Annotated in this window: 20 protein-coding genes; 9 read left to right on the forward strand and 11 right to left on the reverse strand. The window is 64.9% G+C overall.

Annotation, left to right across the window (positions count from 1 at the left end):
• Positions 1-14: 14 nt before the first annotated feature.
• From glyA to XI09_RS42895, 5 genes are all read right to left on the reverse strand, one after another.
• Positions 15-1,313, reverse strand: coding sequence for a serine hydroxymethyltransferase (glyA, locus tag XI09_RS42875; protein WP_271572333.1), 1,299 nt, complete (start codon positions 1,311-1,313; stop codon positions 15-17).
• Positions 1,314-1,567: 254 nt separating this feature from the next.
• Complete coding sequence (locus XI09_RS42880; RefSeq protein ID WP_091893260.1) at positions 1,568-1,789, reverse strand: hypothetical protein; 222 nt, start codon at positions 1,787-1,789, stop codon at positions 1,568-1,570.
• Between the two features lie 37 nt (positions 1,790-1,826).
• Positions 1,827-2,063, reverse strand: a complete 237-nt coding sequence (locus XI09_RS42885; protein ID WP_271572334.1) for a hypothetical protein — start codon at positions 2,061-2,063, stop codon at positions 1,827-1,829.
• Positions 2,064-2,261: 198 nt separating this feature from the next.
• Positions 2,262-2,780, reverse strand: a complete 519-nt coding sequence (ldtR, locus tag XI09_RS42890) for a transcriptional regulator LdtR (protein WP_011087797.1) — start codon at positions 2,778-2,780, stop codon at positions 2,262-2,264.
• 530 nt (positions 2,781-3,310) lie between these two features.
• Positions 3,311-3,814 (reverse strand): DUF6163 family protein, encoded by a 504-nt coding sequence (locus XI09_RS42895; protein ID WP_135176087.1) that lies wholly within the window; start codon positions 3,812-3,814, stop codon positions 3,311-3,313.
• A 123-nt stretch (positions 3,815-3,937) separates the two neighbouring features.
• Between XI09_RS42895 and hemB the strand changes: the two genes are divergently transcribed.
• The 3 genes from hemB (at position 3,938) to XI09_RS42910 (ending at position 6,782) form a co-directional block, all read left to right on the forward strand.
• Entirely contained in the window at positions 3,938-4,999 is a 1,062-nt protein-coding gene (hemB, locus tag XI09_RS42900; RefSeq protein WP_271572335.1) for a porphobilinogen synthase, read from the forward strand.
• A 329-nt stretch (positions 5,000-5,328) separates the two neighbouring features.
• Complete coding sequence (locus XI09_RS42905) at positions 5,329-5,886, forward strand: RDD family protein (RefSeq protein ID WP_271572336.1); 558 nt, start codon at positions 5,329-5,331, stop codon at positions 5,884-5,886.
• 119 nt (positions 5,887-6,005) lie between these two features.
• Entirely contained in the window at positions 6,006-6,782 is a 777-nt protein-coding gene (locus tag XI09_RS42910; RefSeq protein WP_271572337.1) for an arginyltransferase, read from the forward strand.
• A gap of 52 nt (positions 6,783-6,834) precedes the next feature.
• On the opposite strand, the gene XI09_RS42915 is transcribed toward XI09_RS42910, so the two are convergent.
• The gene (locus tag XI09_RS42915) at positions 6,835-8,187 is read right to left on the reverse strand and encodes an Nramp family divalent metal transporter (protein ID WP_271572338.1); all 1,353 of its coding nucleotides are present in this window, start codon (positions 8,185-8,187) and stop codon (positions 6,835-6,837) included.
• Positions 8,188-8,356: 169 nt separating this feature from the next.
• On the opposite strand from XI09_RS42915, the gene XI09_RS42920 reads away from it, so the two are divergent.
• Entirely contained in the window at positions 8,357-9,601 is a 1,245-nt protein-coding gene (locus XI09_RS42920; protein WP_271572339.1) for an MFS transporter, read from the forward strand.
• A gap of 74 nt (positions 9,602-9,675) precedes the next feature.
• Here the strand turns inward: XI09_RS42920 and XI09_RS42925 are convergent, their stop codons facing one another.
• A complete protein-coding gene (locus XI09_RS42925; protein WP_271572340.1) occupies positions 9,676-10,935 on the reverse strand; it encodes an adenylate/guanylate cyclase domain-containing protein in 1,260 nt (419 codons plus the stop codon).
• 177 nt (positions 10,936-11,112) lie between these two features.
• On the opposite strand from XI09_RS42925, the gene XI09_RS42930 reads away from it, so the two are divergent.
• A complete protein-coding gene (locus tag XI09_RS42930; protein ID WP_271572341.1) occupies positions 11,113-12,270 on the forward strand; it encodes an MFS transporter in 1,158 nt (385 codons plus the stop codon).
• 31 nt (positions 12,271-12,301) lie between these two features.
• On the forward strand, positions 12,302-12,493 hold the full coding sequence (locus XI09_RS42935) for a hypothetical protein (RefSeq protein ID WP_271572342.1): 192 nt from the start codon (positions 12,302-12,304) through the stop codon (positions 12,491-12,493).
• A 6-nt stretch (positions 12,494-12,499) separates the two neighbouring features.
• Here the strand turns inward: XI09_RS42935 and XI09_RS42940 are convergent, their stop codons facing one another.
• Both XI09_RS42940 and dmeF read right to left on the reverse strand, forming a co-directional pair.
• The gene (locus XI09_RS42940) at positions 12,500-13,330 is read right to left on the reverse strand and encodes an N-acyl homoserine lactonase family protein (RefSeq protein WP_271572343.1); all 831 of its coding nucleotides are present in this window, start codon (positions 13,328-13,330) and stop codon (positions 12,500-12,502) included.
• 88 nt (positions 13,331-13,418) lie between these two features.
• Positions 13,419-14,381 (reverse strand): CDF family Co(II)/Ni(II) efflux transporter DmeF, encoded by a 963-nt coding sequence (gene dmeF / locus XI09_RS42945; protein WP_271572344.1) that lies wholly within the window; start codon positions 14,379-14,381, stop codon positions 13,419-13,421.
• A gap of 203 nt (positions 14,382-14,584) precedes the next feature.
• Between dmeF and XI09_RS42950 the strand changes: the two genes are divergently transcribed.
• Together XI09_RS42950 and chrA are read left to right on the forward strand one after the other, a co-directional pair.
• Positions 14,585-15,403: a chromate resistance protein ChrB domain-containing protein gene (locus tag XI09_RS42950; RefSeq protein WP_271572345.1), complete on the forward strand. Its 819-nt coding sequence runs from the start codon at positions 14,585-14,587 to the stop codon at positions 15,401-15,403.
• The gene (gene chrA, locus XI09_RS42955; protein ID WP_271572346.1) at positions 15,403-16,788 is read left to right on the forward strand and encodes a chromate efflux transporter; all 1,386 of its coding nucleotides are present in this window, start codon (positions 15,403-15,405) and stop codon (positions 16,786-16,788) included. The genes XI09_RS42950 and chrA overlap by 1 nt, the downstream gene beginning before the upstream one ends.
• Before the next feature lie 91 nt (positions 16,789-16,879).
• Here the strand turns inward: chrA and XI09_RS42960 are convergent, their stop codons facing one another.
• Positions 16,880-17,029, reverse strand: a complete 150-nt coding sequence (locus tag XI09_RS42960) for a hypothetical protein (protein WP_271572347.1) — start codon at positions 17,027-17,029, stop codon at positions 16,880-16,882.
• A 1,089-nt stretch (positions 17,030-18,118) separates the two neighbouring features.
• Between XI09_RS42960 and XI09_RS42965 the strand changes: the two genes are divergently transcribed.
• The gene (locus XI09_RS42965; RefSeq protein WP_271572348.1) at positions 18,119-18,724 is read left to right on the forward strand and encodes an SgcJ/EcaC family oxidoreductase; all 606 of its coding nucleotides are present in this window, start codon (positions 18,119-18,121) and stop codon (positions 18,722-18,724) included.
• On the opposite strand, the gene XI09_RS42970 is transcribed toward XI09_RS42965, so the two are convergent.
• The gene (locus XI09_RS42970) at positions 18,707-19,393 is read right to left on the reverse strand and encodes an L-2-amino-thiazoline-4-carboxylic acid hydrolase (RefSeq protein WP_271572349.1); all 687 of its coding nucleotides are present in this window, start codon (positions 19,391-19,393) and stop codon (positions 18,707-18,709) included. The two genes, XI09_RS42965 and XI09_RS42970, sit on opposite strands and share 18 nt — an antisense overlap.

Consider the following 19,393-nt stretch of genomic DNA (forward strand, 5'->3'; position numbering starts at 1 on the left):
CGCTTGGCCTAGCCTTACTGGTAGATCGGGAACCGGTCGGTGAGCGCCTTGACCCGTTCCTTGATCGCGGCTTCCACCAGCGGCGCCTTGCCGTCGTCGGACTGCGCGATCGCGTTCAGGACCTCGGCGATCATGCCGCCGACCTGCTGGAATTCGGCAACGCCGAATCCGCGCGTGGTCGCGGCCGGCGTGCCCAGCCGCAGACCCGAGGTCACGAAGGGCTTTTCGGGATCGAAGGGAATGCCGTTCTTGTTGCAGGTGATGGCCGCGCGAACCAGCGCCTTCTCCGAGACGTTGCCCTTCAGGCCCTTCGGCCTGAGGTCGACGAGCATCAGATGGTTATCCGTGCCGCCCGAGACAATATCGAACCCGTGGCTCTTCATCGCCTCGGCCAGCGCCTTGGCGTTCTCGACGACGTTCTTGGCATAGACCTTGAAGTCCGGACGCAGCGCCTCGCCGAAGGCAACCGCCTTCGCCGCGATCACATGCATCAAGGGTCCGCCCTGGAGGCCCGGGAAAATCGCCCCGTTGAACTTCTTGGTCAGCGTCTCGTCATTCCACAGCATCAGGCCGCCGCGCGGACCGCGCAGCGACTTGTGCGTCGTGGTGGTGGTGATGTGGGCATGCGGCACGGGCGAAGCATGCACACCGCCGGCGACGAGGCCGGCGAAGTGCGCCATGTCGACCAGCAGGTACGCGCCGACGCTGTCCGCGATCTCACGGAAACGCTTGAAGTCCCAGGCACGCGAATAGGCCGAGCCGCCGGCGACGATCAGCTTCGGCTTGATCTCTTCGGCCTGCTTCTGCACCGCATCCATGTCGATGATCTGGTCCTCGCGGCGCACGGTGTAGTGCGCAGCCTTGAACCACTTGCCGCTCATGTTGACGGGCGAGCCGTGGGTGAGATGGCCGCCGGCGGCGAGGTCGAGGCCCATGAAGGTGTCGCCGGGCTGGAGCAGCGCCAGGAACACCGCCTGGTTCATCTGGCTGCCGGAGTTCGGCTGCACATTGGCGAAGTTGGCGCCGAACAGCTTCTTGGCGCGGTCGATCGCGAGGTTCTCGGCGACGTCGACCCACTCACAACCGCCGTAGTAACGCGCGCCCGGATAACCTTCCGCGTACTTGTTGGTCATCACCGAACCCTGCGCTTCCAGTACGGCCCGGCTGACGATGTTCTCGGAGGCGATCAGCTCGACCTCATGGCGCTGCCGGCCGAGCTCGCCCTTGATGGCGGCAGCGATTTCCGGGTCGGCCCGGTCGAGCGAGGCGGTGAAAAACGAATCGGGCGCGGAGGCGGTTTTGGCTGAGGTCATCTTGCGAATATCTCCACCGCCGCAGCCTTTTGGCGGGCTACGGGCGGGTCTGGTGTGGCGATCGGAAGCGGCGAGCGCGATCTACCACATCGGCCGCCCCCGGCCAAGCATTTGCGGGTCGGGCCTGATATTTATGCAAGATATGGTGGGGATTGAAGGATCTGGACGCTGGTGCGGTTCTCTGGAACCGCCCCGTTCCGATTCCCTGAAGGAGCCGCTTTGGACCTTAAGGCCCTGCCGGCCGATGAGGCCCCTTAGAGCCCGGTATACCCCGCCTTCACGGGGTCCACGCTGCCGTCGAGTTGGCGCAAATAGGTCAGGCCGCAGACCGTCAACCTGTGGGTGTCCTTCTCGCCGGCTTCCATCAACGTGTTGAGGTAGTTCGTGACCTTGGCCCGTGCCTCCTCGCTGGCCGCGGCGGTGCGGTTGGCGAGCAGGTCATAGGTCTGCATGATGCGGTCGATGGCAGCTTCCATGGCACCCTCTGGTTCTCTGGAATATCGGGAGTTTTGATCAGGCAACCGCGCGGGCCTCGAACTGTGTCTCGAACCGGCCGATCGCCTTGTTGGCGAGCCTGATCTTGTTGAATTCGCCGTGCTGGAGCAGCTTGATGATGATCTCCAGCAGGTGTTCGTTGGTGACGAGCGTGTCCGGAATTGCCCCGGAGCGGCGGAGGTAATTCGCGGCGATGGCATAGGCATCGCTCACGAGTTCGACGTTCATTGCCTGCAACCCAGGCCCGACCTGCATCGCATCCTCCGATCCAGAGGACTAACGGCGATGCCGGGACTTGGTTCCACCCGAACGGCGAATTTTCTCGCAGCTGCGAAACGACAAAACGCACCGGTCCGGAGAGAAGCCGGGCCGATGCGCTTGGGGAAGTCAGGCACGTTCGGGGGGCTTGCCGGTCTTGTTGCGGGCCGGCTTGGCCATGATCCCTTTTAGAACTCAGAGCCGATACAGGATCTGGTCGGTCCAGAACCGCTCGAGACGGTGCAGCGACTTGTTGAGGGTCGAGAATTCCTCGCCCGAGATGCCGCCGACCTGCTCGACCGTCTTGACGTGCTTCTGATAGAGCGAGTCGACGATGCGGCGGACTTCCTGGCCCTGCGGCGTCAGGCGGATGCGCACCGAGCGGCGATCGACGCGCGAGCGCTGATGATCGAGGAAGCCGAGCTCGACGAGCTTCTTCAGATTGTAGGAGACGTTGGAGCCGAGATAGTAGCCGCGCGTGCGCAGCTCGCCCGCGGTCAGCTCCTTGTCGCCGATGTTGTAGAGCAGCAGTGCCTGCACCGAGTTGATGTCGGCACGGCCGCGGCGATCGAACTCGTCCTTGATGACGTCGAGGAGCCGGCGATGCAGCCGCTCCACCAGAGTCAAAGCTTCCAGATAGAGCGACTGCACCGAACCCTGCTGGCCGGAGACGCGCTCTGCGGTATCTGCCGCAGTTGCGACGGCTTTCATCATGACACTTCCCCTGTTGTCGTTTTTATCGACACTTATTCGACGAAACTTGTGTCCCGCCTGATAGGTGCAACTTAAGGGGCTCGTTTGAAGATCGGCTTAAATAAGAGAATAAAGAGATCATGAATTTAAGACAGTGAATTGCGGATTAAGCCTGTGCCACAAGGGCTTTTCGCAACCGTCTGTTGACCTTCGCAAGGTCCTGTTCACCCTCCGTCCGCCCCGATTGTCGCATTCCAGAACAGCGCGCCCCGTTTCGAAACGCCCGCGTAAGAGCTGTGGCGGAATGCACGGAGTCAACGAAAAGTTACCTCGAATTTTACGCAACCAACGGTCAACCAAGCGCGCACAACCGCGGTCGTGTCCCGGACAAGATCCAGCGCGCAGCGATGCATCGCAGAGCCGGGACCCAGACAGCCAGAGCGTACACCGTGGAGAGATGGGCCCCGGGTCTGCAACGCATCACGCCGCAAGTGCGGCGCGCCGCATTGCGTCCGGGGAACGAGCGCAGTTTGCCGTGTCGACGTCGCCGCCTACGGCGGCCGTTCGCGCGCGGCCATCCAGGCGAGCGCCAGATAAGCGGCGAGCATGAAGACCTCGACGCCGACCACGACCAGGCTGCCGCCGTAGATTCCCGGGAACATCAGCTCGATCACCGCCATCGACACCACGGTCGTCAGCCAGACCACCGCGCCCCAGGGCGTTGCGAGCCACAGCCCGACGGCGGCGACGAGCTCGATCACGGCGAAGTAGACGGTCGCGGCCTGCCAGGCCATCGACTGGTTCTCGAACGCCTCGTCCTCGCCGCCGACGAAGCCGGTCACCTGTGCCCAGTGATAGAGGCCCTTGAGGATCGAGAGCAGCGCCATCACCCGCAGGAACAGCACAAGCCGGCGCGTCCAGACATTGTCGTCGGACTCCGCGCGCTCCGACGAGATCGCCGCCACCGACATGGCATTGTCTCTGGCATTGTCTCTGGCGGCGTCCCTGGCGTTGGCGCTGTCGCGGGCCGCATCGCGGGTGGAGATCTCGGACATGGCCCCCTTCTGGCTGCTTCGCCCCGCAAAATCAATCGGCTGCCATCCCTTGCGGCAAGTCAAGCCGCGGTGACGGGAACCATGCGAGCTGGTATAAGAATAATTCCAGCCGGAGGAAGAGTGATGGCGATCAAATACGGGCGTCCGATCGAAGTGCGCGAGGTTTCGCGCCGGGATGGCGGTTTGGCCTCCCCTGCCCTCGATCTGACCGTCCGCCCGCGCCGCAACCGCAAGGCCGAGTGGGCCCGGCGGATGGTGCGCGAGAACGTGCTCACCACCGACGATTTGATCTGGCCGCTGTTCCTGATCGACGGCAACAACAAGCGCGAGCAGATCGCCTCGATGCCGGGCGTCGACCGCCTCAGCGTCGACCAGGCCGTGCGCGAGGCCGAGCGCGCCATGAAGCTCACGATCCCCTGCATCGCCCTGTTTCCCTACACCGACCCGTCCCTGCGCGACGAGGAAGGCTCGGAGGCCTGCAACCCGAACAACCTGGTCTGCCAGGCGGTGCGCGCGATCAAGCGGGAGTTTCCGGAGATCGGCGTGCTCTGCGACGTCGCGCTCGACCCCTTCACCAGCCACGGCCATGACGGACTGATCGCGGACGGCGAGATCCTGAACGACGAGACGGTCGCCGTGCTGGTGCGTCAGGCCCTGGTGCAGGCCGAAGCCGGCTGCGACATCATCGCGCCCTCCGACATGATGGACGGCCGTGTTGCCGCGATCCGCGAGGGACTGGATCAGGCAGGGCTCATCGACGTGCAGATCATGGCCTATGCGGCCAAATACGCCTCCGCCTTCTACGGCCCGTTCCGCGACGCCATCGGCTCAGCCAAGACGCTGACCGGCGACAAGCGCACTTACCAGATGGACAGCGCCAACACCGACGAGGCGCTGCGCGAGGTCGAGCTCGATATCTCCGAGGGCGCCGACATGGTGATGGTGAAGCCCGGCATGCCCTATCTCGACGTGGTCCGCCGCGTGAAGGACACCTTTGCGATGCCGACCTTCGCCTACCAGGTGTCGGGTGAGTACGCGATGATCGCAGCGGCTGCCGGCAACGGCTGGCTCGACGGCGACCGCGCGATGATGGAGAGCCTGCTCGCCTTCAAGCGCGCCGGCGCCGATGGTGTGCTGAGCTACTTTGCGCCGAAGGCGGCGGAGAAGCTGCGGGCGCAGGGGTAAGTCCCGCACGGCTTCCTCGCGATCGCTCTGCGGGGTTAGGCACTCTGGCTCCACAAGCGTCGTCCTGGCGAACGCCAGGACCCATACCGCGTGATCTATCGGCGGCGCTCGGTATCGGTACCGGGCGACTGTCAATCTTCGCCAAACTTCTCCCTGGGGTAATGGGTCCTGGCGTTCGCCAGGACGACGGTGGAAGCGCCGCGCCTTCCATAAGCCCCACCGCCCCCGAATCGCCGGAATATTTCGGCTTGTTAATCCCGACGCCCTTGGCACGCGGACCGCCTGTTCCCATCTCCTGCCACGGGAGTTTCCCTTCGGGAGGATGGACCATGTCGTATTCGGACTCGGGCAATTCAGGCCCCCAGGCGGACGCCTGGCGTAATGACGGCGGGGTGCAACCGCATGCCTACGATCCCTATCTGCACCCGGAACTGTTCCGCGGCGTTGCAACGCGGCGGGTGTTCGCCTTCCTGATCGACATGGTCGTGATCTCGGTGCCGGTCATCCTCGGCTACCTCTTCATCGCCTTGTTCGGCGTGGTCACGCTCGGCATCGGCTGGGCGCTGTTCTGGCTGGCCTGGCCGGCCTCCGTGATCTGGGCCATCGTCTATTACGGCGCCTGCATCGGCGGTCCGTCATCGGCGACGATCGGCATGCGGGTGATGGATCTGGAGCTGCGCACCTGGTACGGCGCGCCGGGCTATTTCGTGCTCGGCGCCACCCATGCCGTGCTGTTCTGGGTGACGGTCTCGTTCCTGTCGCCCTTCGTGGTCCTGGTCGGCCTGTTCAACGGCCGCCGGCGGCTGTTGCATGACTTCGTGCTCGGAACGGTCGTGATCAACAACTCGGTCCGCGCACCCGTGCCCCAGGGCGCCAGACCCTACTGATCAAGGACCTATCAACCAGGACCGACTAAGCTGACTGATCAGATCTGCCGAGCAGACCAATTGACCGGGGGCTTCCGTAGCGCGATGCTGATACCCACTTCGGAGGCCCACGACGTCCCTTGACCCAACACTCGCGCGACACCCCCCAATTTTACCTCACGGCGCCTTCTCCGTGCCCGTATCTGCCGGGCCGGCATGAGCGCAAGGTGTTCACGCACCTCGTGGGTGACCGCGCGGGCGATCTCAACGACCTCCTGACCCATGGCGGCTTCCGCCGCAGCCAGTCGATCGCCTATCGGCCCGCCTGCGACCAGTGCCGCGCCTGCGTGTCGGTCCGGGTCATTGCCAACGAGTTCCGCCCGTCCCGCAACTTCCGCAAGGTGATGGCGCGCAACGCCGACATCATCGGCGAGCAGCGCAGCGCGGTGCCGACCTCCGAGCAATATTCGGTGTTCCGCGCCTATCTCGACGCCCGCCACCGCCATGGCGGCATGGCCGACATGACCGTGCTCGACTACGCCATGATGGTCGAGGACAGCCATGTCGAGACCCGCATCATCGAGTACCGCAAGCGCGGCCCGGACAGCGGCATCACCGGCCGCGGCGAGGAGCTGATCGCGGTTGCACTCACCGACGTGCTCAGCGACGGCCTGTCGATGGTCTATTCCTTCTTCGAGCCGAGCCAGGTCAGCCGCTCGATGGGCACCTTCATGATCTTGGATCATATCGCCCGCGCCCGCCGGCAAGGGTTGCCCTACGTCTATCTCGGCTACTGGATCGAGGGCTCGAAGAAGATGGATTACAAGGCCCGCTTCCTGCCGCAGCAGCGGCTGGCGCCATCCGGATGGCTGCGCATCGATGTGCAAGGGGATTCGGCGTCAGAGCCGCAGGATTGAACGAGCGAATGGCGAGTGGCGAATAGGAAGCTCCCCATTCGCTATTCGCCACTCACCCGAACAGCGTATCCGCCAGCAGCTTCAGATTCAGGACCACGATGACGCCCGCGACGATCCACGCGATCGCGGCAACGTATGGCGGAATCGCGAACTGCCCCATCTTGCGGCGGTCGGAGACGAAGCGGACCAGCGGTATCACGGCGAAAGGCAATTGCATCGACAGCACGACCTGGCTGAACACCAGCAGATCGGCCGTGCCGCGCTCGCCATAGATCGCGGTGACAACGATGACGGGAACGATCGCGATGCCGCGTGTGAGCAAGCGGCGCGCCCAGCTCGGCAGGCGCAGATCGAGAAAACCCTCCATCACGATCTGGCCGGCAAGCGTCGCCGTCACTGTCGAGTTGAGACCCGAGGCGAGCAGCGCAATCGCAAACAGCGTCGAGGCGATGCCGAGGCCGAGCAGCGGTGACAGGAGCTCGAAAGCCTGACCGATCTCGGCGACGTCGGAATGGCCGCTCTTGTGGAACGTCGCAGCTGCCACGACGAGGATCGCAGCGTTGATGAACAGCGCCAGCATCAGGGCGATGGTCGAGTCCGTCGTCGCCCATTTGATCGCCTCGCGCCGGCCCTTCTCGTTGCGCTCATAGGCGCGCGTCTGCACGATCGAGGAGTGCAGATAGAGATTATGCGGCATCACGGTCGCACCGATGATGCCGATCGCGATGTAGAGCATTTCCGGATTGGTGAAGATCTCGGTCTTCGGCACGAAACCGTGCAGCACCTCCGCGACCGGCGGCGCCGCGGCCACGATCTGGACCGCGAAGCAGACCGCGATCACCGCGAGCAGCGCGATGACGAAGGCTTCCAGGAAACGGAAGCCGCGGTTCATCAGAAGAAGCAGCAGGAAGGCATCGAGCGCCGCAAGCAGCGCGCCGCCGATCAGGGGAATGCCGAACAGGAGCTTGAGCGCGATCGCGGTGCCGATGACCTCGGCGAGATCGCAGGCGATGATCGCCGCTTCGCAGGCGAGCCAGAGCAGGAAGTTCACCGCCGGCGAATAGGTCGCGCGGCAGGCCTGCGCGAGGTCGCGGTCGGTGACGATGCCGAGCCGCGCTGCCAGCGACTGGAGCAGGATCGCCATCAGGTTCGAGAGCAGGATGACCGAGAGCAGCGTGTAGCCGAACTTCGATCCGCCGGCGAGGTCGGTCGCCCAATTGCCGGGGTCCATGTAGCCGACCGAGACCAGATAGCCCGGACCGACGAAGGCGAGCAGCCGCCGCCACCAGCGGCCTGCCGCTGGAACGGCGACTGTGGAATTTACCTCGGCGAGGCTCTTGGTGGCCGGCGCGTCGGTGCGCCAGCCGGCGGCGTCGGGGGTGAGATCGGGCGAACGAGCATCCATGGGGTCAGAATACCGAAGTCGAAGCTTATTGCAACTCATTTGCAACTGCATCTAGCCGCATCGGTTCCCGGCGCGGCCCTGTTTTCTCCCGCCCTGTCGGGAAGCGGGTGGGTTTGGCCGGTCTCGGGGGCGGATACTGGCGCCAATCCGACTTTGCAGGAAATGAGCCATGTCAAATCCGCCGCGCCTCCCCGACACCTTCAACCGCCTCGCCTGGTCCAATCTCGCGGCGCAATCGGCCGAGCAGATCGCGCTGGCCGCAGCGCCCATCGTCGCGGTGCTGACGCTCGGGGTTGCCGAAGGCCAGACCGGCGTCCTGCAAACCGCGTTGACGCTCCCCTTCGTGCTGTTCGCCATTCCGGCCGGGCTGCTCGCCGACCGCATCTCCCGCCGCGCCTTGATGGCGGGCGCCGAGGCGCTGCGGGCCGCAGCCCTCGCGGCCATCGTGCTGCTGCTCGCGCTCGGCGCCCTCAATCTGCCGCTGCTGGCACTGCTCGGCTTCGCCGCCGTGTGCGGCACCGTCGTCTACAGCGTGGCCGCACCGGCCCTGGTGCCCTCGCTGGTGAGTTCGGACCTGTTGCCAGCCGCCAATGCCCGGATCGAGCTTGCGCGCACCATCGCCTTTGCCAGCGGGCCTGCGCTCGGCGGCGCGCTGGTCGGCTGGTGGGGCGCGAGCCCGGCTTTCGGCTTTGCCGCGGCGCTCTCGGCCATTGCCGTGGTGCTGCTCTCCGGCATCTACGAGCCCGCCCGCACGCCGGCGCCGCGGCGCCATCCATTCCAGGACATCCGCGAAGGCGCGGCCTTCGTGTTTCACCATCCGCTGCTGCGGCCGGTCTTCATCACCCAGTTCATCTTCAACACCGGCTGGTTCCTGCAGATCGCGGTGTTCGTGCCTTACGCCGTGCGCCATCTCGGCCTGACCGCCGCCGGCGTCGGCACGGTGCTGACGATGTACGGCGTCGGCATGGTGATCGGTGCGCTGCTCGCGACGCGGGTGATGCAGCGCGTCGCCTTCGGCACGGTTGTCGGCCTCGGCCCGGTCACCGGCTTCGTCGCCTCCCTGGTGATGGCGCTGACGGTGCTGGTCCCCTCGCCCTGGCTCGCGGGCTTGAGCTTCTTCCTGCTCGGCGTCGGACCGATCCTGTGGGTGATCTCGACCACCACCTTGCGCCAGTCCGTGACGCCGCCGCGCCTCCTCGGCCGCGTCTCCGCCATCAACATCATGAGCTACGGCGCCCGCCCGCTCGGCTCGGCGCTGGGCGCGATCGTCGGCGGCCTCTGGAGCGCGGAGGCGTGCCTTTATCTCGCTGCGGCGGTGTTCGGCATGCAGGCGCTCGTGATCCTCCTGTCACCCGCGGTGGCGCTACATCGGCAGCCGGACATGGTGGGGGACGGCGCGGCGGTGCGGTGTTAGCCCGCTGTGATTGGGAGCGAAGCGAAGCAACAATCTCTACTGTCGTCCCGGCCTGCGCCGGGACGACATTGGAGCTACCCCGCCAGATACCGCTCGTAGCTTCCCGTCACCGGCTCGCTCGCGTCGACCTCGGGATCGAGCGTGTAGAGGTCCTGCGCACGGCCGATGCCGCGCAGCGCATAGCGGCCGGTGGAGACGAGATAGCGGCGGCCGGCGGCATCGAGGCCCTTGTAGAACTCCGCAGATGCCAGCAGCTCGCGGTCGACCGAGCGGCTCATCGAGGCGATGCGGCTGACCTCGTTCACCGTCGGACCCACCGCCGTGAAGTCCAGCCGGTCCTCGCTGCCGATATTGCCGTAGAAGACCTCGCCGACATGCAGGCCGATATAGGCGGACGTGACGGGACGGCCGTCGGCCGCCCGGCGCGCGTTCAGCGCCACGACGTTCTGGCGGAACAGGTGCTCGGCTCGCAGCGCAGCGCGGCGCGCGGCCGCCATGTCCTCGCCGGTGAACATCGCGAGCACGCCGTCACCGATCAGCTTCAAGACGTCGCCGCCGGCGTCATGGATCGCGTCGATCACGGCCTGCGCATAGTCGTTGAGGAACGGGATGATCTCGTCCGGGCCGATGCTCTCGCTGATCCGGGTCGAGCCGCGCAAATCCGAATACCAGAGCACGGCGTTGATGCGCTCGGTGACGCCGCGCGAGATGCGCCCTCCCAGCACCTGCTCCGAGGCACCGCGGCCGAGATAGACGCGCCCCAGCGTGCGCGCGATGTCGACCTGCTGCGCCGACTTGATCGCGAGCCCCAGCACGGGCACGAGGTCGCGCAGCGCGGCGAGCTCGGCTTCCGTAAAGCCGTCGTCGCGTCGCGTCGTCCAGTAGGAGTAGAGGCAGTCCATCTGCCCGAGCGCTCCGGTCTCGCCGAAGCGGTGCACGAAAGCCAGGAAATGGCGGTGCCCCGTTTCGGCGAGGTCGCCGATTTGCGCGAAATCGAGCGAGGGCGCGTCGGCCAGATCGATCACCATCTCATCGTGGCCATGCTCGAGCAAATGATAAAACACCGAGCGGCGCCAGTTCTTGGCCGCGTCACCCTCAGCCGTCGAGCCGTATTCGATGACGTCGCTCTCGTTGGTCGGCGTATCGCTCCAGCGGAAGGCACGGCCCTCGTAGATCGGATGCAGCGTGTCGATGACGACGAGCCCGCGCGAGAGTTCCAGCCCCTCGGCGCGGCAGCGCTCACAGAACCCGCGTAGCAGTTCGGGTTCGGGCAGGCCGGTGAGCCCCTGGCCGGCCAGCCAGTTCATCAGCGCAAGGCGCGAGGTCAATTGCATGCGCCATTATGCCGTGCATTCGTGACGAGCGAAAGGCGCAAGCCTCGCGCGAGCCGTGCGCAAGGCTCCCGTCCCTTGCAGGTCGAATATGCCGCGATCGCGGTTGACGCACTCGCTGCGCGGGCGGCAAATGCCGGCGATGATGACTTGGTCGGCCAGAATCGGAAGCACGCGCGGATGAGCCAGCGCCAGCTCCCGATCATCCTGGCGCTCGGCACCACGCAGACCCTGGCCTGGGCTTCCAGTTACTACCTGCCGGCCCTGCTCGCCGATCCCATGGCGCACGACCTCGGCATCTCCTCCAACTGGATCTTTGGCGCGTTCTCGGCCTCGCTGGTGATCTCCGCGATGCTCGGCCCGCGGATCGGACGGCAGATCGATCTGGTCGGCGGACGGCAGGTGCTGTCGGCCTCCAACCTGATCATCGCCGCCGGCCTCGTACTCCTTGGATTGTCGCAATCCGTTCTGGTGATGGCGATCGCCTGGCTCGTGCTCGGCATCGGCATGGCGATGGGACTCTATGACGCCGCCTTCGCCGCGCTCGGCCGCATCTACGGCACCGAGGCGCGCAGGCCCATCACCGGCATCACGCTGATGGCGGGCTTCGCCTCCACCGTCGGCTGGCCGCTCACCGCCTGGGGCCTCGCCCATATCGGCTGGCGCGACACCTGCTTTGCCTGGGCCGCCGCCAACATCCTGATCGGCCTGCCCCTCAACTTCTTCATGCTGCCGGCGATCAAGGGCGCGAAGCAGGCGGCGGCGACGGCCGAGAAGCCGCACGTGCCGCTCGACCGCACCATGATCCTGCTCGCCTTCGTCTTCGCCGCGGCCTGGACGGTCACCGGCGCGATGGCGGTGCATTTCCCGCGCATCGTGGAGGCAACCGGCGCGACGCATGTCGAGGCGATCGCGGCCGGCGCACTGATCGGTCCGGCGCAAGTGCTCGCGCGCATCCTCGAGGCGAGCGTCCTGAGCCGCTTTCATCCGCTGTGGTCGACGCGGCTCGCCTGCGTGACCCATCCGATTGGAGCTGCCGTTGTCGCCATCTTCGGCGGCGCCGCGGCGAGCGCGTTTGCGTTGCTGCACGGCTCGGGCAACGGCATCCTGACGATCGCCCGCGGCACGCTGCCGCTGTCGATCTTCGGGCCGAAGGATTTTGGCTACCGCCTCGGCATCATCGGCGCGCCGGCACGGATGGCACAGGCGGTGGCGCCGCTGGCCTTCGGCCTGCTCATCGACGTCATGGGCGCCAAGGTGCTGATGGTCTCCTCCGCGCTGAGCCTCTCGGCGCTGGCGGCGCTGTTCCTGATCCGCGCCGAGCGCCGGCCCGATTGACCGCCCAGCCGCTTTCGCGCACAAGCGGGCCATGACCGAAGACAACAGCCCGCCCCGCACATTCAAGGGCCTCCTGCGCTGGGCGACCACGCCGCCGCAGGCCTGGGTCGTCTATCTCCTTGCCGTGCTGCTGGTGTGGCTGCTGTCGTTCTATGCCGGCACGCTGAAGCCGAAGAAGACGCCGGACGCGAGCCCTCCCGCGGCGACAGCACCGCGGAGCTGACCCGCCCTAGTCGTAGAACTCCGGCGACATCTTCTGGCTGTCGCGCTGGGCCTTGTCGTGATTGATCCAGAGCTGCGCCTTCTCCCTGGCGAGCGTGTCGGCGATCTTCTGCATCGAGGCCGCGCTCTGGTCCTTGTTGACGTTCATGCTGGGCACGCGGCGGTTATCCCAATTATCCTTGAAGTGAACGACATCGCCGGACAGGATCACCGCACCGGTCTTCGGCAACTTCACCAGCAGCGACTGGTGTCCCGGCGTATGGCCTGGTGTCGACAGGATGGTCACGCTGCCGTCGCCGAACACGTCCTTGTCGCCCGCGATCTGCTCGACCGGATGCGAGGGCTTGAAGCGGGGCTCGTTGTTGGCGCCAGGCCAGTCATATTCGGCCTTCTGCACGTAGAGGACGGCCTGCGGGAACAGCTCGACATTGCCGGAGTGGTCGGGATGGGTGTGGGAGACGGCCATCGCCTTGACGTCATCGGGCTTGACGCCGAGCTGTTCGAGCTGGGCGGCAAGCGTCTTCGGCCGCCGCCAGGTCACGGCCTTGGGATCGGCCGGCGCGAGACCGTTCGGCATGGCGGCGACGGAATCGGCGATGCCGGTGTCCCACAGGAACCAGCCCTTGGTGTGCTTGATGAGGTAGCAGCTGTCGACGAAGTCCATCGTCTTGCCCTCGTTCAGGCCGGGCGTCCAGCGCGAGATATCGCCGGCGGTGCCCTCACCGCAATTGAGGACGTAGAGCTTTTCGACGCCGGTCCTTTCCGACTGCGCCATCGCCCCATGGCTGGACAGAGCGAGCGCGGCGGCGGCAAGAGCGAGCTTGATTCTGGGCGTCATCCTTGGTCCCTCCTTGGCAGCGATTGGGGCAGCTGCGACCGAGGATCAACCCCGGCCGCGCTGCAGAATTCCGCCTTCACCGATCACGTCAGTGCGGGCAGGTCTCGACCTCGACCGTGACGTGGCTGAGGCCCTTCAGCCCGGCGAGCCGCTTCTTGTAGACGGCCGGCTGCTTCGGCTTGTCCGACACCACCGACACCAGCACGGCGCAGTGGCCGGGGCCGACCTGCCAGAGATGCAGGTCGGTGACACGATCGTCGCCGACCTCCATGCGTGCCCGGATCACCCGCTCAAGCTTCTCGTCGACGCGCACGTCGAGCAGGACCGCACCGGAGCTCCTGATCAGGCCGAACGCCCAGCTTGCGATCACGACGCTGCCGATCAGGCCGACGGCCGGATCGGCCCAGACCCATCCCGAAGACATCGCCACCAGCAGCGCGCCGATCGCCAGCACCGAGGTCGCAGCATCCGCCATGACATGGACATAGGCCGCACGAAGATTGTTGTCGTGATGATGGTGGTGATGATCAGGATCGTCGTGATCATGATGCTCATGGCCGTGGCCGTGATCATGGCCGTGATGGTGGTGATCATGGCTGTCGCGCAAGAGCCAGGCACTGGCGAGGTTGACGCAAAGGCCGAGCACCGCCACTGCGATCGCCTCGCCATAGGCGATCGGCATCGGCGTGATCAGCCGCAGCACGCTCTCATAGGCGATCTCGACCGCGATCAGGCCGAGGATGATCGCGCTGGAGAAGGCGGCGAGATCGCCGAACTTGCCGGTGCCGAAGGTGAAATGCGCATTGCCCAGGTGCCGGCGCGCGAAGCGGTAGGCGAAGGCGGCAATGCCGAGCGCCGCCGCATGCGTGCCCATGTGCCAGCCGTCGGCCAGCAGCGCCATCGAGCCGAACAGCGAGCCGGCGACGATCTCGCCGACCATCATGACCAGCGTCAGGACGACCACCAGCCAGGTGCGCCGCTCGTTCGCGTCGTGCCTGTCGCCGAGGAAGGCGTGCTCGTGGGTCCATTGTTCGATCGAATGGGAGTGCATCGCTTTTGTCTCCGGAACAGAATCCGCTTGCCCTTTATATAGGCCCGGGCCGCTTACGTTTCTAACGTTTGCTTGCTTCGAAACGGGCGGATTGACAGGTCGGCACGGATTCGCTGTAATGCTGCCCATGGGGATTGAAGCGATCTCCCCGTGAGGCGACATGCCCAAGTATCGCGTCCCGTTCACTTGTACGAGGGCGCATCATGTCTTCTTTTACGACGATAACTCCTGACAAACTGGTACGGCTGATCGGCACGGCAAACGCCCCTGCCCTGATCGACGTGCGCACGGAGGAGGATTTTGCCGCCGACCCGCGGCTGATCCCCGGCTCCATCAAGCTCAGCCACGACAAGGTCCAGGACTGGGGCGGCGACTTCGCCGGCCGCCGGGCCATCGTCTCGTGCCTGCGCGGTGAAAAGCTCGCACAGGGCACCGCCGCCTGGCTCCGCCAGCTCGGCGCGCAGGCGGAGACGCTGGAGGGCGGCTTCGAGGGCTGGAAGGCAGCCAAGCTGCCGCTGCTCGACACGCGCAAGCTGCCGCCGCGCGACGCCAAGGGACGCACCGTCTGGGTGACGCGGGCGCGGCCGAAGGTCGACCGCATCGCTTGCCCCTGGCTGATCCGCCGCTTCGTCGATCCCAACGCGGTGTTCCTGTATGTGGCGCCGTCCGAGGTCGTCGCCGTCGGCGAGCGGTTTGGCGCGGCGCCCTTCGACATCGAGAACGTGTTCTGGAGCCACCGCGGCGAACTGTGCACCTTCGACGTCATGATCGAGGAGTTCGGGATCGCGACGCCAGTCCTGCTCCGGCTTGCGACGCTGGTGCGCGGCGCCGACACCGCGCGGCCTGATCTGGCGCCGGAGGCCCCCGGACTGCTCGCCGCGTCCCTCGGGCTGTCGCGGATGTACGACGACGACCTCGAACAGCTCGAGGCCGGCATGCTGCTCTACGACGCCTTCTATCGCTGGTGCCGCGATGCCACGGCCGAGACCCACAACTGGCCGACCAACAAGGTGAAGGCGTAATGGATACCCGTAACGTTCAAGCAGGAGCTGATGCCGGTCACGGCATCAGCTTCAATGAAGCCTTTCGCGTCTGGCTGCGCGTCGCCTGTCTGAGCTTTGGCGGGCCCGCGGGCCAGATCGCGGTGATGCACCGCATCCTGGTCGAGGAGAAGAAGTGGATCTCCGAAGGCCGCTTCCTGCATGCGCTGAACTACTGCATGCTGTTGCCGGGACCGGAGGCGCAGCAGCTTGCGACCTATGTCGGCTGGCTGATGCACCGCACCGCCGGCGGGCTGATGGCGGGCGGGCTGTTCATCCTGCCCGGCATCATTGCCATCATGGCCTTGAGCTACGTCTACGCCGCCTTCGGCAATGTCAGCTTCGTCGAGGCGCTGTTCTTCGGCCTGAAGGCGGCCGTGCTCGCCATCGTCGTCGAGGCCGTGGTGCGCGTCGGCAAGCGCGCGCTGAAGAACCGCATCATGATCGCGCTCGCCGCGATCGCCTTCGTCGCCATCTTCTTCTTCGCTGTCCCCTTCCCGGTCATCATCATTGCCGCCGGCGTGATCGGATATATCGGCGCAAGAAGCGGCCGCCCGGAATTCGCCCCGGCTGGTCACGGTCCTAGCGGCAGCGGCGCGGTGATCGACAGCATGCTCGGCGACGCCGTGCCCGATCACGTCAAGCCCGACACCGGGCGCGCGATCCGGGTCGGCGCGCTCTGGCTTGCGCTGTGGCTGGTGCCGGTGATCGCGCTGCTTCTGGCCCTCGGCCAGGCCAACGTGTTCAGCCAGATCGCCCTGTTCTTCTCGAAGATGGCGCTGGTCACCTTCGGCGGCGCCTATGCGGTGCTGGCCTATGTCGCCCAGCAGGCGGTCGAGCACTATCACTGGCTGAAGCCGCACGAGATGCTCGATGGCCTCGGCATGGCCGAGACCACGCCGGGCCCGCTGATCATGGTGCTCCAGTTCGTCGGCTTCATGGCGGCCTATCGCGATCCAGGCGGCCTGTCGCCGATGCTCGCCGCGACGTTCGGCGGACTGCTCGCGACCTGGGTCACCTTCACGCCCTGCTTCCTCTGGATCTTCGTCGGTGCGCCCTATATCGAGCGCCTGCGCGGCAATACCGGCCTCGCCGGCGCGCTCAGCGCGATCACCGCCGCCGTCGTCGGCGTGATCCTCAACCTCTCGATCTGGTTCGCGCTGCACACGCTGTTTCGCGAGACCGTGCCGGTGCACGCGTTTCCGTTCGCTTTCGACAGGCCGGTGCTGACCAGCGTCGACATTCCGGCGCTCGTGCTGTCGATCGCGGCCGCGACCGCGATCTTCCGCTTCAAGCACGGGATGCTCACGGTGCTGGCGGGAAGTTGCGCGGCCGGTGTGGCGCTGCGGCTAGCGGGAATCATCTAGGAAGAGCAGCGCACCCGTCACCTGGCGCCAGGTCTTGGCCTTGTTCGGACGTCCGTATCACGGACTGACGCGGCCGCCGCCAAGTCCCGCCCTACAGGGCTTGATCGTAGGCCTGCAGGATCCGGACAAAATCAGCCATGCTGGATCGATCTCCGTTTTCAGCCATAGCCACGACCTGAGCATTGGACGCGGGTTGGTTTCGCTGCCAGACCCGCATCAGGAAATCGGCGATGTTTCGCATGGGCGTTACCCTCTGCACCAACCATGGCTGTAAGCCTCAGTTGAGCGGCAAAGCGCCGCTAGATCGGGAGAAGAGCCGGCGGGCGTTACGCCGCCGGCCTCGTCCCGCAACTGCCGGCTCGCAGGACCGGTTCCGTTGCTTTTCACTCTGGATGTATCGGTAGCACCAAGCACTTGGTCGGCGCCATCGCGCGGAGGTATGAAGTGACCATACCTAGGTAGACTTGGGCCGCTGAGTCCGGATTAGTCGACCAAGTGTCGGTTTGATCGCTGGTAGCTTGGCCACTTCCGTTGATGGCCGTAGCTGACTTATTCCTCACCTTCGAACGAGGGTCGCCTTTGACCCGAAGCCGACATCAGCGTCCGCCGCAGGAGCCATGTGATTGAAGCAGGATTATTTCCGCTGGGCGTTTCAACGCACGACTACCACCAATACGCGGTTGGGGAAGCGGCTGACATGCGATCAAAACGGCCCAGTTTCTTCATGAAGAGGTCTCATTTGCTCCTTGGCCCAAACGGCGGCAGATGCAAAAATTGTCGTCCTCGGCCAACGTGGATCGCGTTCTGGCTTGCGGCTCCAAGTCAGGTGAACCTCCGCAACGCGGCTATCGGCAAGTTCGAATAAGACATCGTCTCGATCATAACGCCTAGCGAGCGCAACAACTGATAGCCCGAATAGCGGATGTGACGCGCTTAATTCAGAATGAAGCTCGGTTTGTATTGCTTCTCGTTCCTCCGGCCGCTCGATTTGAACCCATGGTTCAAGCAACTCAATTTTCATCGACGCCACGCCTCAGTCAGGGACCTCTTTCATATCAGGCCAAGCCTTCGATGTCGCCTATTGGCCCATCGCGGGAGTCGGCACCGTGCAGAAATACGCCCGGAGGTCGGAGTCGACCGGAAGTCGTCCGCCGTAAAGCCCAGCGACGCTTGTGCCCCCAACGCGACATTGGACCTGATCTGCGCGTCAGATGTTTAGCCGCCATAGTCATTCCTTGAATGGTCGAGGTATAGTCTGCGCATTGCGCAAGGCAAGTTTTCAGCAGGATCTGCGAAGGCGCGACTTCATGACACTCGCGCAGTTTCGGGCATGGCGTTGGTGGTAAGCGCGATCCAACCGAACCGATCGATCTATTCGCAGATGATTATTCAAGGAGAACAAATGACAATCGCTGCGCGGATGGTTTCCATAGCTTTGATGATGTCGCCCGCTGTGGCCGCAGCTGGCCCGGCAGAAGACGCGAATGCGGCGCTTGACCGTTGGTCAGCCGCATATGGCAGCAATGATCCGGAGACGATCGCCAAGAGCTATTGTCCGGATGCGATCCTTCTTGGAACTGTCAGTCCCATCATTTCCGAGGGCACTCAAGCGATCATAACCTATTTTACGCCCATAAAGGGAAGCGGCAACAAAAACGCGATTGACGAACGGCGCACAATCACAATCAACGATAACGCTGTCCAGCTCGCCGGCTTTTACACGTTTACACGGATGGTGGACGGCAAAGCGGTACCCGGTCCATCGCGCTTCACCATGCTTGTCACCAAGCGTGGAAATGAATGGTGCATAGCGCATCATCATTCTTCCCCACACGTTCTGCCGAAGAACTGCCGCAATGACGAACGCGAGGCCGCCCTAGTTGGCGGCCATCACGCGAGGTCGCCGCTTTATCGGGCATCACCTCGAGAGACGTGAGAACCGGAAATTGCAATGGCTTGCTCCGCCAGCCAGTGTTTGCGTCCTCTCCAGACGGATGCCGCGCGTTGCATAGGCGTCGAAATCAAGCCCGCAGATGTTCGGCAGGATGTCCTTGTCTCCATGGCGCACGGCGAACTTGCAGAAGCCGCAAGCCTTGTAGTTGATGCCGAACTCAAAGGTATCACCCGCGCCCGGCTCGACGAAATCGTAGACGAAGTCATCCGGAAACGCGTTCTGATGGCTGCTTGTGATGCTTTGCGCAGCCTGCTCGCGCAGCAGGGCCTGGTTCTCGGGCGACATGAACTGACGCCCCGAAGCGAGACGTTCCGCTTCTGGCACGGTGAGCAATTGCGCCTTGTAGGTTTCCCGCTCGATCTCGCCGATCACGGGCAGCGGCACGCCGTGTCGCCGGAGCACACGGCTGATCGCCATAAAACCCATGAGACGCATGAAGAAATCGCTCATGCGACTTGCCGCGCCGCCGACATAGGGCATTTGGGTCAGCACGATCTCGAATTCGTCTATCACCTCCTGCCTGATCCCGTCGATATCGGACAGATGCGCGCGCTCGCGCAGCATCGCATCGGCAAGGTCGAGGCGCTGGTGCATGGCGGCCTCCATCGCACCGCGATGCGCCTCGTAGAAGGGATGGATGATCTCAGCCAT

The sequence above is a fragment of the Bradyrhizobium sp. CCBAU 11386 genome (assembly GCF_028128955.1).
Classification (GTDB): domain Bacteria; phylum Pseudomonadota; class Alphaproteobacteria; order Rhizobiales; family Xanthobacteraceae; genus Bradyrhizobium.